This is a genomic window from Pseudomonas sp. LjRoot277, assembly GCF_964253845.1.
Lineage (GTDB): Bacteria > Pseudomonadota > Gammaproteobacteria > Pseudomonadales > Pseudomonadaceae > Aquipseudomonas.
This window is the reverse complement of sequence record NZ_CAXURI020000001.1, coordinates 5,522,160-5,535,174: the sequence shown is the minus strand read 5'-3', so window position 1 is coordinate 5,535,174 and position 13,015 is coordinate 5,522,160. Positions and strand designations below refer to the sequence as shown.

The window sequence follows — 13,015 nt, the reverse complement described above, 5'->3', positions numbered from 1 at the left end:
AGCAGAGCCTTACTTGATGCGCTGACCTGGTTTGGCGCCGCTGTCAGGGCTGAGCAGGTAGATTTCTTCACCGCCAGGGCCGGCCGCCATCACCATGCCTTCGGAGATGCCGAACTTCATTTTCCGTGGCTTGAGGTTGGCGATCATCATGGTCAGACGACCATTGAGCTTGGACGGATCCGGATAAGCGCTCTTGATCCCGGAGAACACGTTGCGTTGCTCGTCACCGATGTCCAGGGTCAGGCGCAGCAGTTTGTCGGCACCTTCCACGTGTTCGGCCTTGAGAATCAGGGCGACGCGCAGGTCGACAGCGGCAAAGGCATCGAACTCGATTTCTGGCGACAGCGGATCTTTGGCCAGTTCGCCATTGCCGGCAGGCGCAACGTTGCCAGTGTCGGTAGCGCTGGCGGTCAGGTCTTCTTTCGAGGCGTCGCTCATGGCTTGCACTTTTACCGGGTCGATACGGGTCATCAACGGTTTGAACTCGTTCAACTGATGGTTGCTGAGCAAGGTGGCGTGGTCGTTCCAGGTCAGCGGCGCGACGTTCAGGAACGCCTCGGCGTCGGCGGCCAGCAGCGGCAGCACCGGCTTGAGGAAGATCACCAGCTGGCGGAACAGGTTCACACCCAGGGCGCAGATGGCCTGGACTTCGTCCTGCTTGCCTTCCTGTTTGTTCAGCGACCACGGCGCCTTGTCGGCGATCCAGGCGTTGGCACGGTCGGCCAGCCCCATGATCTCGCGCATGGCTCGGGCGAAGTCGCGAGCCTCGTAGGCTTCGGCGATGCTCGGCGCTGCGGTCAGGAACGCTTCGGTCAGTTCCGGCGCGGCATTACCTGCCACCAGCACACCGGCGTTGCCTTTGTGGATGAAACCGGCGCAACGGCTGGCGATGTTGACGACTTTGCCGACCAGGTCCGAGTTGACCTTCTGCACGAAGTCTTCGAGGTTCAGGTCGAGGTCGTCGACGCCGCGGCTCAGCTTCGCCGCGTAGTAGTAGCGCAGGTATTCCGGCGACAGGTGGTCGAGATAGGTCCGGGCCTTGATGAAGGTGCCGCGGGATTTGGACATTTTCTGACCGTTGACGGTCAGGTAGCCGTGCACGTTGATACCGGTCGGTTTACGGAAACCGGCGCCTTCGAGCATGGCTGGCCAGAACAGGGCGTGGAAGTTGACGATGTCCTTGCCGATGAAATGGTACAGCTCGGCGGTGGAATCCTTGCCCCAGAACGCGTCGAAATCAAGTGTAGGCGTGCGGTCGCAGAGGTTCTTGAAGCTGGCCATGTAGCCGATCGGTGCGTCCAGCCAGACATAGAAGTATTTGCCCGGCTCGTCAGGGATTTCGAAACCGAAGTACGGCGCATCGCGGGAGATGTCCCACTGTTGCAGGCCGGCGTCCAGCCATTCGGCGATCTTGTTCGCCACGGCCTCTTGCAGGGTGCCGCTTCGGGTCCAGGCTTGCAGCATTTCCTGGAAGTCCGGCAGCTTGAAGAAGAAGTGCTGGGAATCCTTGAGCACCGGAGTGGCGCCAGAGATCGCCGACTTCGGATCCTTCAGGTCGGTTGGCGCGTAAGTCGCACCGCATTTTTCGCAGTTGTCGCCGTACTGGTCTTCGGTGCCGCATTTCGGGCAGGTGCCCTTGATGAAGCGGTCGGCCAGGAACATTTTCTTTTCCGGGTCGAAGTACTGAGTGATCGAACGCTGGGCGATATGCCCGGCGTCGCGCAGCTTCAGGTAGATCTGGCTCGACAGCTCACGGTTTTCTTCGGCGTGAGTGGAGTGGAAGTTGTCGAAGTCCACCAGGAACTCGGCAAAGTCGGCGCTGTGTTCAGCCTGGACGTTGGCGATCAGTTGTTCCGGGGTGATGCCTTCCTTTTCCGCGCGCAGCATGATGGCCGAACCGTGGGCGTCGTCGGCGCAGACATAAATGCATTGATTGCCGCGGTGCTTCTGGAAGCGCACCCACATATCGGTCTGGATGTATTCCAGCATGTGGCCAAGATGGATCGAACCATTGGCATAGGGCAGGGCGCTGGTGACGAGGATCTTGCGTGGCTCGGACATGGGGCTCGGCTACTTGATGAAACGGAGGTCGGCCACTATAAAGCGCCAGCGCATATTTTTCACCCCGTGAGGTTGTTTCCTCCGATGATCGAGTGGGTGGTGTCGCCAAAAGATCGCAGCCTTCGGCATCCCGCCAAACGATCAGAACAGGTACGATACCCGCCTGATTTTCCAGTCTTGCTATCGGAGTTGCCCATGAGCGCCGTCAATCGCGCAGCGGTGGAAGCCGTCCTTCGCCAATACACCGACCCTTACCTGAACCAGGACCCGGTCAGCGCCGGGTGCGTACGCGGCATCGACATTCAGGGTGATCGCGTCAGCGTCCAGCTGGAGCTGGGTTACGCCGCCGGTCTGTTCAAGAGTGGCTGGGCGCAGTTGCTGCAAATGGCCATTGAAGGGCTGGACGGCGTGACCGTCGCCCGCGTCGAGATCACCAGTGTCATTGCCGCGCACAAGGCTCAAGCGCAGATCCCGGGGCTGGCCAACGTCAAGAACGTGGTGGCCGTGGCGTCCGGCAAGGGCGGTGTGGGCAAATCAACCACCGCCGCCAACCTGGCCCTGGCCCTGGCCCGCGAAGGTGCCAAGGTCGGGATTCTCGACGCGGACATTTACGGACCGAGCCAGGGCATCATGTTCGGCATCCCCGAAGGCACCCGACCGAAGGTCAAGGATCAGAAGTGGTTTATTCCGATCGAGTCCCATGGTGTCGAAGTCATGTCCATGGCGTTCCTGACCGACGACAACACGCCGATGGTCTGGCGCGGACCGATGGTTTCCGGCGCCTTGTTGCAACTCGTCACTCAGACCGCCTGGGGCGACCTGGATTACCTGGTCATCGACATGCCGCCAGGCACCGGCGACATCCAGCTGACTCTGGCGCAGAAAGTCCCGGTGGCCGGCGCGGTGATCGTTACCACGCCACAAGATCTGGCATTGCTGGACGCACGCAAGGGCGTGGAGATGTTCCGCAAGGTCAACATCCCGGTGCTGGGCGTGGTGGAAAACATGGCCGTGCACATCTGCTCCAACTGCGGGCATGCAGAGCATCTGTTCGGTGAGGGCGGTGGTGTGAAACTGGCCAACCAGTACGGCGTCGAGCTGCTGGCTTCGTTGCCGCTGGCGATGGCCATCCGCGAACAGGCCGACGGCGGCAAGCCAACGGTGATCGCCGAGCCTGACAGCCCGATTGCGATGGTTTACCAGGAACTGGCCCGCCATGTCGGCGCGCGAATCGTGTTGCAGGAAGCGGCGACACCGGCCATGCCGAACATCACGATCAGCGACGATTGATTCGCTGAAAAAAGATCGCAGCCTCGCTTCGCTCGACAGCTCCTACAGGTATTAAGCCAATCCATGTAGGAGCTGTCGAGCGAAGCGAGGCTGCGATCTTTTGATCTTGCTTTAAATCCGTAACCCGCCATCCAACTCGATAATCCGCCCGTTGTAGTAGTCGTTTTCGAAAATGTAGACCGCTGAATGGGCGATCTCTTCAGGCGTGCCCATGCGCTTGAGTGGAATCGCGGACGTTATCTTCTCCAGCGCCTCAGGCTTCATGCTCAGCGTCATTTCGGTTTCGATAAAGCCCGGTGCAATGGCTGCCACACGAATACCGTAGCGTGCCAATTCCTTGGCCCAGGTCACGGTCGCCGCGGCGACACCGGCCTTGGCGGCGGAGTAGTTGGTCTGGCCGGCGTTGCCGGCACGGGAGATCGACGAGATATTAATGATCGCGCCGCTGTTGTTCAGCTCGATCATTTTGGCCGCGACTTCACGGGTGCACAGGAATACGCCGGTCAGGTTGACGTCGATGACCGACTGCCACTGGGCCAGGCTCATCTTGGTCATCTCGCCGTCCTTGACCTTGATCAGCAAGCCATCGCGCAGGATCCCCGCGTTGTTGATCAGGCCATGGATCGCGCCGAAGTCTTCGGCCACCTGGGCGACCATGTGCGTCACTTGCTCTTCATTGGCGACATTGCACAGATAAGCGCGAGCCTCGACGCCTTTAGCCGTGCAAGCGGCGACGGTGTCGTCGAGCTTTTCCTGGTTCAGGTCCACCAGCGCCAGCTTCGCGCCTTTACCGGCGAAATACTCAGCCATGGAACGGCCTAAACCCTGGCAACCGCCGGTGATAATGATTACTTTGTCAGTGAGTTTCATTCGCATGCCCCAATAGCAGATCAGAGGAGTGATTTCCTTTCAGAGAGTAGCCTCTCGATCTGCACCTGATGCGGCCTGGCTGCACATGAGAACTGCCCCGATGGCGTACTGGAACTTATCCCCAGGCGCCTGTCCGTTTTTTCGACGGATTCTATATAAGGAGTCATAAATTGAGCGTTGAAGCGGCCAAGAATGCCCGAGAATTGCTTCTCAAGGAATACCGTGGAGTACTCTCGACACACTCCAAGGCGATGCCCGGTTTCCCGTTTGGCTCCGTGGTTCCGTACTGTCTGGATGAGCAGGGCCGGCCGCTGATCCTTATCAGCCGCATCGCCCAGCACACGCATAACCTGCAGAAGGATCCAAAATGCTCACTGTTTGTGGGTGAGCGCGGGGCCGAAGACGTACAAGCCGTTGGTCGCCTGACCTACCTCGCCGAAGCGGAAAAGCTCGAGGACGACACCGCCATCGAAGCGGCGGCTGAGCGTTACTACCGCTATTTCCCGGATTCGCAGAGCTACCACAAGGCCCACGATTTCGATTTCTGGGTGCTCAAACCGGTACGTCACCGTTACATCGGCGGCTTCGGTGCGATTCACTGGGTCGATCAGTTAACGCTGGCCAACCCGTTTGCCGGCAAGGCCGAAGCGAGCATGGTCGAGCACATGAATGCCGATCACGCCAAAGCCATCGCCCACTACGTCGAGCTGGCGGGCCTGCCGAAAACCGAACCGGCACAACTGGCGGGTATCGACACCGAAGGCATGCACCTGCGCATTGGTCAGGGGCTCTATTGGTTGCCGTTTCAAGCGCCGTGTAATACGCCGACACAAGTGCGCGAAGCCTTGGTTTTCCTGGCTCACGCCGAACATTGGCCGAAAAATGAAGTGGCCGACGCTTGAATTCACGAATCGGCGACGTCATCTAGGGAAGACTGGCAAGGCATTCTTGCGTTGAGGAACCATTTGATGCGCCCTTTTTTATTGCTCTTTGTACTGTTCCCGGTGTTGGAGCTGTTCGTATTCGTCAAGGTCAGCGGGGCGATCGGGTTTTTCCCGGCCCTGCTGCTGGTCATTCTCGGCTCGATGCTCGGCGTGTTCGTGCTGCGTATCGCTGGTCTGGCAACCGCATTGCGTGCTCGTGAAAGCCTGAACCGGGGCGAGTTGCCGGCCCAGACCATGCTCGAAGGCTTGATGCTGGCGCTGGCGGGTGGTCTGTTGATCCTGCCGGGCTTCGTCACTGACGTGCTGGGTCTGATCATGTTGCTGCCGATCTCTCGTCGACTGTTGGCCAATAAAATGCGCCAGCGTGCCGAAGAAGCGGCGATCCGTCAGCGTGCGTTCGCCGACGACCTGCAACCACGTGGCGGTCCTGCTCCGCAGCAGCCGCTGGGGCGTGAGCCCAATGTGATCGAAGGCGAGTTCGAACACCGCGACTCCAAGTAAATCGTTTCACCTGCACGGCACCTTCGGGTGCCGTGTTCGTTTTCGGGGCGTCAATGTAAAAAATTTCGATCCCCGCCCTTGTAATAAGCTTATGCGCCCTTATGTAACGGTCACCGCAAGGTTTCTGGCGATTACGCCAGACAGACTTCCGCGGTTCGCTCGACGAACCGCACCCGGCACCGCCGGATTTGTTAAACCCGCCGGGAATACACCGGCCGATGAAAACCACAATTAGGAGAGATCGACAATGAAGCTTCGTCCTCTGCATGACCGCGTCGTCATCCGTCGCAGCGAAGAAGAAAAGAAAACCGCTGGCGGTATCGTCCTGCCAGGTTCGGCTGCTGAAAAAGCCAACAGCGGCGAGATCCTCGCTGTCGGTACCGGCCGCGTGCTGGACAACGGTGAAGTGCGTGCACTGGCCGTTAAAGTGGGTGACAAGGTTGTGTTCGGCCCGTACTCCGGCAGCAACACCGTGAAAGTCGACGGCGAAGACCTGTTGGTAATGAGCGAGAACGAAATCCTCGCTGTTATCGAAGGCTGATTCCCCGCTCATTTTCCCGCTACTACAAAGTATTTAAGGAATATCGATCATGGCTGCTAAAGAAGTTAAATTCGGCGATTCCGCCCGTAAGAAAATGCTCGCCGGTGTCAACGTCCTGGCTGACGCAGTAAAAGCGACCCTGGGCCCTAAAGGCCGTAACGTGATCATCGAGAAGAGCTTCGGCGCTCCGACCATCACCAAGGACGGCGTGTCCGTTGCCAAAGAAATCGAGCTGAAAGATCGCTTCGAAAACATGGGCGCGCAGCTGGTCAAAGACGTTGCCTCCCGTGCCAACGATGACGCAGGCGACGGCACCACCACCGCTACCGTTCTGGCTCAATCGATCGTCAACGAAGGCCTGAAAGCCGTCGCTGCCGGCATGAACCCGATGGACCTGAAGCGCGGCATCGACAAAGCGACCATCGCTATCGTCAAAGAGCTGAAAGCCCTGTCCAAGCCTTGCGCTGACACCAAGGCCATCGCTCAGGTCGGCACCATCTCGGCCAACTCCGACAGCTCCATCGGCGACATCATTGCCGAAGCCATGGAAAAAGTCGGTAAAGAAGGCGTGATCACCGTTGAAGAAGGCTCGGGCCTGGAAAACGAACTGTCGGTTGTTGAAGGCATGCAGTTCGACCGTGGCTACCTGTCCCCGTACTTCGTCAACAAGCCAGAGACCATGACTGCCGAGCTGGACGGTCCGCTGATCCTGCTGGTCGACAAAAAGATCTCGAACATCCGCGAAATGCTGCCAGTACTGGAAGCCGTTGCCAAAGCCGGCCGTCCACTGCTGATCGTGGCCGAAGACGTTGAAGGCGAAGCCCTGGCGACTCTGGTTGTGAACAACATGCGTGGCATCGTTAAAGTCGCAGCCGTCAAGGCTCCAGGCTTCGGCGACCGTCGCAAGGCCATGCTGCAGGACATCGCTGTTCTGACTGGCGGTACCGTTATCTCCGAAGAGATCGGTCTGAGCCTGGAAAGCACTACCCTGGAACACCTGGGTAATGCCAAGCGCGTGATCCTGTCCAAAGAAAACACCACCGTGATCGACGGTGCCGGCGTTGAGGCTGACATCCAGGCTCGCGTTCTGCAGATCCGTCAGCAAGTGGCCGACACTTCGTCCGACTACGACCGTGAAAAACTGCAAGAGCGTCTGGCCAAGCTGTCCGGCGGCGTTGCAGTGATCAAGGTTGGCGCTGGTTCCGAAGTTGAAATGAAAGAGAAGAAAGCCCGCGTTGAAGACGCCCTGCACGCTACCCGTGCAGCCGTTGAAGAAGGCGTGGTACCTGGCGGCGGCGTAGCACTGGTTCGCGCTCTGCAGGCAATCTCCGAGCTGAAAGGCGACAACGATGACCAGAATGTTGGCATCCAGTTGCTGCGTCGCGCTGTTGAAGCGCCACTGCGTCAGATCGTTGCCAACTCCGGCGACGAGCCAAGCGTAGTCGTCGACAAGGTCAAGCAGGGTTCGGGTAACTACGGTTACAACGCTGCTACCGGCGAATACGGTGACATGATCGAAATGGGTATCCTGGACCCGGCTAAAGTGACTCGTTCGGCTCTGCAAGCGGCTTCGTCGATTGCCAGCCTGATGATCACCACCGAAGCCATGATCGCTGAGATCAAGGAAGACGGTCCAGCTGGCGGCGGCATGCCAGACATGGGCGGTATGGGCGGCATGGGCGGCATGATGTAAGCCAGCCTTACCCCGTACGAAAAAACCCCGCCTGCGATAAGCAGGCGGGGTTTTTTATTGCCCGGAGTTTTGATAGTCACATCAGTCAAATGTGGGAGCGGGCTTGCTCGCGAAGGCGGTAGATCAGTCAACTTATGTGTTGAATGAAACACCGCTTTCGCGAGCAAGCCCGCTCCCACATTTGAACTGTGTTTCAGGCGCTGACCGGGTTCGCCTTGGTCGCTCGCTCAGCCTTGGAAGCCGGGCGATAAAGGATGTAGTAATACGCCCCCAGACAAATCAGCCAGCAGAAAATCGCCGTCCACACGTTGTGCGAAAAGAAGTGTGCGCCCTGCATCATCCGGCTGATGGAAAACACCGTGCCCAGCGCGAAAGCGAACACAAACGCCTTGCGCGCCAGACGCGGACGACGGTCACGCAGGACAAAGAACAGCGCAAACAGCGTGAAACCGGTTGCCGCATGACCGCCGGGCCAGCAACGGCCCGGTTTATCGGTGTGCGGGCGAGGGCTGAGCAGTTCGCTATAGGTTTCGTGACCACCGAACTGCTCAAGGCTCCACGGGCATTGAACGGCCGTCACCGCTTTGACTGGCGTGACAAAGGAGGTCGCCAGCGCCAGAGACAGCACCAGACAGCCCAGTTCCCGTTTGATCGGTTTGAGACTGTCCATGAAAAAGGAGGCGATGAAACCAAAGATGGCCAACACCGAGAAGGCGATGACCACTTGCTTGGCGCGGTCATGCAGGATGTCTTCCAGGAAGTAACTGTGCCGCCCGATGAAATCCCCCGTGACCGGGTCATAGAACAGCTTGGCAAGGTCCATGTCCAGGGACGTCAGTTCGAGCAGCACCAGAATGATCGCCGCGATGGCGGGAACGCCCAGGCATACCCAGAAATTCAGCGGGAGGGAGGCGGGACGGACAGCAGTTGATGACATGGTGGATCCTGAACTAAGGAAAAAGCCCCGGGGCATCAGCCCGGGGCGATTCGATTAACGTTCGCTGACCTGGTCGGTGCCCTCCATGGGCGCCCTCCAGCCAAGCAGCTGTTGCTTGAAGCCATAACTGGCGGTTTGGTAATAGGTGATAGCGCGGGCAATCAATGGGTCGCTGGCGGTGGCCCGGGACTCGCGGCTCTCGGTCAGTGCTTCATCATGACGGCGCAGCCCTTGGCGAGGGCTCAGGATCGCCAAATCCTTGCCGTCGAACAAGCCCAGATGCTGGTAATTGCCAACGACCACGCGGGGCGGCAGTGGATTGTCCTGCAGCAGGTTACGGCCGAAGAAAGTCGATTGATAATCCAGATTCAGCAACCCCAGCAAGGTCGGCGCCAGGTCGATCTGGCTGGCAAGCTGCGCGGTTTCCCGTGCGTGGATCAGCTTCGGTGCATAGATGAACAGCGGAATCTGATAGTTTTTGATCGGCAAGTCTTCCATGCCGGCGCTGCCAGCCGTGTGGTCGGCGACGAAGACGAAGATTGTATTGTCAAACCACGGCTTCTGGCGCGCCTGATCGAGGAACTGACCAATGGCATAGTCGGTGTACTTCACCGCGCCGTCGCGACCGTTGCCGGATTTGATGTCGATCCGGTTGTCCGGGTAGGTATAAGGACGATGATTGGAGGTGGTCATCAGTTGCAGCAGAAACGGCTGCTGTTTCGCATAGTCAGCGTCGGCCAGTTTGAGGGTCTGCCTGTACAGGTCTTCGTCAGCCATGCCCCAGGCATTTTTGAAATGGATCTCTGATTCATCGACGCTGCTCTGGTCCACCACACGGTAACCGTTGCCACTGAAGAACGCGTTCATATTGTCGAAGTAACCGCGTCCGCCATAGACGAATACGCTGTCGTAACCCACGGCGCTGAGTTGCTGGCCGAGGCTGGCGAAACCGCTTTCACGGCCCACACGCTTGACGATCGAACGCCCCGGGGTTGGCGGGATCGCCAGGGTAATGGCCTCAAGGCCGCGATCGGTGCGGGTGCCGGTGGCATAGAAGTTGTTGAAATACAGACTCTGCTTGCGCAAGGCATCGAGGTTGGGTGTCAGGTTGCGGTTGTCACCGTTACTGCCCATGTACTTGGCGCTGAAGCTTTCAATCGTCACCAGCACAATGTTGGGTTTGCGCGCAGTGCCCGGGTTGTCGATCATCCGGCGAATGTCCTGCGGATCCTCGCCGATGAAACGTGCGTTGGGTTCGCTCAATTCGGCACGAATCTGCTGAGCAACGATTGCCGGCGGCAGGCTGCTGTAGAACTGCGGGTAATCCAGTTCGTTGTTACGGAATGCAGCGAAGAACTGATAGGGCCCATTGCTCGACAGTTCGTTCTGATAGGCATTACCGCCCTGGGTGCGCGGCGAATCCTGGCTGAGCAGTTGCAAGCTCAGGCCTGCGACAATCAACAGGCCCAGCGCATTCAGCAGGCGCCCGCGCAATGGCGGCAACGGTGCGTCCAGCGCGGCATTGAAAGGTTTGCGCAACGCAAAGCTCAGGGTGACGGCCAACACGGCAAGGATGCTCAGCAGCGTACCGATCGGATAAGACTCCAACAGGTTGTTCAACACTTCGTCGGAGTACACCAGGTAATCGACGGCGATGAAATTGAATCGCACACCAAACTCATCCCAGAACAGCCATTCGGCCACGGAAGTGAACAGCATGGCGAACAGGCTGACGGTCAGCAGCCCCTGAAGGAACCAGCGATGGCCGCGGCGGCGCCACAAGGCCGGTGGGCAGAGCAGCAAGTAGAGGCCCATCGGCAGCGCTGCGTAGGCAATGAAGCCCAGGTCGTAAAGCAGGCCGATGCCAAACACCGACAGAAATCCGCTACCGGCCTCGTCCAGATGGGTGAGCAGCAACACCGTGCGGGTCAGCAAGAAAATGACCAGCCATGTGCCGGTCACGAGCAGGAGAAAGCGCATTGGCGCGGTCTTGAAGAGGTCCATTGTTTGTACATTCCTTAACAACAATTGCGTGGGATTCTCGCCCCACCCCTGTAGTCGGCTTGTGAATCGATAGTGAAAAACGTGTTAACTCTATCATTTGGTTGAGCGGATTGATTCCAGGCACCGTAACCCTAGCCCTGAGTCACACTTGGCCTTAAGCTGCGCGGGCCAAGACGGCCGTTACTGTGTACGCAGGAGATACCCATGCGAATTCTATTGGTTGAAGACAACCGCGATATCCTGGCCAATCTGGCCGATTACCTGGGGCTCAAGGGTTATACCGTGGATTGCGCGCAGGACGGTTTGTCAGGCTTGCACCTGGCGGCTACTGAGCATTACGACTTGATCGTGCTCGACATCATGTTGCCTGGCATCGACGGTTACACCCTGTGCAAACGCCTACGCGAAGACGCGCGCCGCGACACGCCGGTGATCATGCTCACCGCTCGCGATCAATTGGACGACCGGCTGCAAGGTTTCAAATCCGGCGCCGATGATTACCTGATCAAACCCTTTGCCCTGTCTGAATTGGCGGCGCGCATCGAGGCGGTCATGCGTCGCACCCAGGGTGGCGGTCGCCGCACATTGCAAGTCGGCGATCTGAACTACGACCTCGATACCCTGGAAGTCACCCGCGAAGGTCGTCTGCTCAAACTCAACCCGGTGGGCCTGAAGTTGCTGGCCGTGCTGATGCAGAAAAGTCCGCATGTGCTGCGCCGGGAAATTCTCGAAGAGGCTCTGTGGGGTGACGACTGCCCGGACAGCGACAGCCTGCGCAGCCACGTCCATCAATTGCGCCAGGTGATCGACAAGCCGTTCGCCAAACCGTTGCTGCAAACCGTGCACGGTGTGGGTTATCGCTTGGCCGAGGGCCGAGATGGAGTTTAAACAGAGCCTTGCTCAACGGATCATCATCGCCTTTGCGCTGATGAGCGCACTGGTCGCGGGAACCTTTGCCATGGGTATTGTGGCGACCGTGCACCTGGTGGAAGAAAAACTGATTTCGGCAGGTCTGGGGGGCGATTTACAACGGCTGTTGCTGATGGACAGTGTCACGGACTGGAGCCATCGTCCCGAGCCGGATCAGCTGTTCTATTTCAGTGGCGGGCCGGGCGATTTTCAGTTGCCCAAGGATTTACGCCATCTGGAGTCGGGTTTTCACGAAGTGTTTCGCGAACATCTGTCGTATCACGCGATGGTCGAAGTCGTCGACGGCCGGCGTTATGTGCTGTTGCAGGATCAGAGCGATTTCGAAGAGCGTGAACGGGTGCTGTTTGCCGTAGTGCTGGTGGGCTTCGTTCTGAGTCTGGCATTGGCGGTGTTTCTCGGCTGGGTACTGGCGCGCAAAGTGATGGCGCCCGTGGTGCGACTGGCCCGACAGGTCCGTCACCGTGATCAATTGTTAGGTATGGCGCCACCGCTGGCGCCGGATTACGCGGCCGATGAGGTGGGCGAATTGGCCGTGGCCTTCGACGCCACCCTCGGGCGCTTGCGCCAGGCGTTGACCCGCGAACGGTTGTTCACCAGCGACGTCAGCCATGAGCTGCGCACGCCATTGATGGTGCTGGCCAGTTCCTGCGAGCTGCTGCTGGAAAACCCCGGTATCGATCAGCGTGGACGTGCTCAGGTCGAGCGAATCGCCCGCGCCTGTGAAGAAATGCGCGAGCTGGTGCAAACCTTTCTGATGTTGGCCCGCGCACAACGTGAAGACGCCAGCATGTCGCCCCAGCAGACCCTGAACCAGGTCGCCGATGGACTGCTCAATCTGTGGCGCGAGCCGATCGAGTCCAAGGGGCTGGCGCTGATCTTTGAACCGGGCAATCCGGCCGACACTTGCTACAACGCAACCCTTATGCACGCGGTCATGGGCAACCTGCTGCGTAATGCGCTGCATTACACCGAGCGCGGCTTTATTCGCCTGACGCTGACGGCCACCGGTTTCATCGTCGAAGACAGCGGCGTGGGCATTCCCGAGGAAAAACGCGAGGCGATGTTCGAGCCCTTCGTGCGTGGCAGCGAGAAACGCGGCGAAGGCCTGGGACTGGGGCTGTCGCTGGTGCAACGAATCTGTGAAAACCAGGGTTGGAGCGTCAGCCTGACGAATATGGAGCCCAACGGTTGTCGTTTTCAGGTGGAGTTGTCATCGAGTAACTGATCGCCTGATTGAAGCGCAG

At 58.8% G+C, this 13,015-nt stretch carries 11 protein-coding genes; 7 read left to right on the top strand and 4 right to left on the bottom strand.

The features are described 5' to 3' along the window. Positions 1–9 precede the first annotated feature (9 nt). Complete coding sequence (metG, locus tag ACSQ87_RS25875) at positions 10–2,061, bottom strand: methionine--tRNA ligase (protein WP_436274667.1); 2,052 nt, start codon at positions 2,059–2,061, stop codon at positions 10–12. A gap of 195 nt (positions 2,062–2,256) precedes the next feature. On the opposite strand from metG, the gene apbC reads away from it, so the two are divergent. Next, a complete protein-coding gene (gene apbC / locus ACSQ87_RS25870) occupies positions 2,257–3,351 on the top strand; it encodes an iron-sulfur cluster carrier protein ApbC (RefSeq protein ID WP_223430248.1) in 1,095 nt (364 codons plus the stop codon). Between the two features lie 111 nt (positions 3,352–3,462). Here the strand turns inward: apbC and ACSQ87_RS25865 are convergent, their stop codons facing one another. Then, positions 3,463–4,221, bottom strand: a complete 759-nt coding sequence (locus tag ACSQ87_RS25865; RefSeq protein WP_223430249.1) for an SDR family oxidoreductase — start codon at positions 4,219–4,221, stop codon at positions 3,463–3,465. A 170-nt stretch (positions 4,222–4,391) separates the two neighbouring features. On the opposite strand from ACSQ87_RS25865, the gene ACSQ87_RS25860 reads away from it, so the two are divergent. The 4 genes from ACSQ87_RS25860 (at position 4,392) to groL (ending at position 7,900) form a co-directional block, all read left to right on the top strand. Further along, entirely contained in the window at positions 4,392–5,123 is a 732-nt protein-coding gene (locus tag ACSQ87_RS25860; protein WP_223430250.1) for a HugZ family protein, read from the top strand. Positions 5,124–5,189: 66 nt separating this feature from the next. Then, positions 5,190–5,666: an FxsA family protein gene (locus tag ACSQ87_RS25855; protein WP_017340554.1), complete on the top strand. Its 477-nt coding sequence runs from the start codon at positions 5,190–5,192 to the stop codon at positions 5,664–5,666. A 247-nt stretch (positions 5,667–5,913) separates the two neighbouring features. Continuing rightward, positions 5,914–6,207, top strand: a complete 294-nt coding sequence (locus ACSQ87_RS25850) for a co-chaperone GroES (RefSeq protein ID WP_047532658.1) — start codon at positions 5,914–5,916, stop codon at positions 6,205–6,207. 49 nt (positions 6,208–6,256) lie between these two features. Next, on the top strand, positions 6,257–7,900 hold the full coding sequence (gene groL / locus ACSQ87_RS25845) for a chaperonin GroEL (RefSeq protein WP_008155543.1): 1,644 nt from the start codon (positions 6,257–6,259) through the stop codon (positions 7,898–7,900). Between the two features lie 193 nt (positions 7,901–8,093). Here groL and ACSQ87_RS25840 read toward each other — a convergent pair whose 3' ends face one another. Continuing rightward, positions 8,094–8,837 (bottom strand): phosphatase PAP2 family protein, encoded by a 744-nt coding sequence (locus tag ACSQ87_RS25840; RefSeq protein WP_436274666.1) that lies wholly within the window; start codon positions 8,835–8,837, stop codon positions 8,094–8,096. 54 nt (positions 8,838–8,891) lie between these two features. Continuing rightward, complete coding sequence (locus ACSQ87_RS25835) at positions 8,892–10,841, bottom strand: LTA synthase family protein (RefSeq protein ID WP_436274665.1); 1,950 nt, start codon at positions 10,839–10,841, stop codon at positions 8,892–8,894. Positions 10,842–11,045: 204 nt separating this feature from the next. On the opposite strand from ACSQ87_RS25835, the gene colR reads away from it, so the two are divergent. Both colR and ACSQ87_RS25825 read left to right on the top strand, forming a co-directional pair. Next, positions 11,046–11,729, top strand: a complete 684-nt coding sequence (gene colR / locus ACSQ87_RS25830; RefSeq protein WP_008155536.1) for a two-component system response regulator ColR — start codon at positions 11,046–11,048, stop codon at positions 11,727–11,729. After that, complete coding sequence (locus tag ACSQ87_RS25825) at positions 11,719–12,996, top strand: sensor histidine kinase (protein ID WP_436274664.1); 1,278 nt, start codon at positions 11,719–11,721, stop codon at positions 12,994–12,996. The genes colR and ACSQ87_RS25825 overlap by 11 nt, the downstream gene beginning before the upstream one ends. Positions 12,997–13,015 lie beyond the last annotated feature (19 nt).

What these genes read in the sequence shown, in the direction of transcription:
- colR (WP_008155536.1), top strand. Translation starts at nt 11,046, where the DNA reads ATGCGAATTCTATTGGTTGAAGACAACCGCGATATCCTGGCCAATCTG.
- apbC (WP_223430248.1), top strand. Translation starts at nt 2,257, where the DNA reads ATGAGCGCCGTCAATCGCGCAGCGGTGGAAGCCGTCCTTCGCCAATAC.
- metG (WP_436274667.1), bottom strand. Translation starts at nt 2,061, where the DNA reads ATGTCCGAGCCACGCAAGATCCTCGTCACCAGCGCCCTGCCCTATGCC.
- ACSQ87_RS25825 (WP_436274664.1), top strand. Translation starts at nt 11,719, where the DNA reads ATGGAGTTTAAACAGAGCCTTGCTCAACGGATCATCATCGCCTTTGCG.
- ACSQ87_RS25835 (WP_436274665.1), bottom strand. Translation starts at nt 10,841, where the DNA reads ATGGACCTCTTCAAGACCGCGCCAATGCGCTTTCTCCTGCTCGTGACC.
- ACSQ87_RS25865 (WP_223430249.1), bottom strand. Translation starts at nt 4,221, where the DNA reads ATGAAACTCACTGACAAAGTAATCATTATCACCGGCGGTTGCCAGGGT.
- ACSQ87_RS25855 (WP_017340554.1), top strand. Translation starts at nt 5,190, where the DNA reads ATGCGCCCTTTTTTATTGCTCTTTGTACTGTTCCCGGTGTTGGAGCTG.
- ACSQ87_RS25840 (WP_436274666.1), bottom strand. Translation starts at nt 8,837, where the DNA reads ATGTCATCAACTGCTGTCCGTCCCGCCTCCCTCCCGCTGAATTTCTGG.
- ACSQ87_RS25850 (WP_047532658.1), top strand. Translation starts at nt 5,914, where the DNA reads ATGAAGCTTCGTCCTCTGCATGACCGCGTCGTCATCCGTCGCAGCGAA.
- groL (WP_008155543.1), top strand. Translation starts at nt 6,257, where the DNA reads ATGGCTGCTAAAGAAGTTAAATTCGGCGATTCCGCCCGTAAGAAAATG.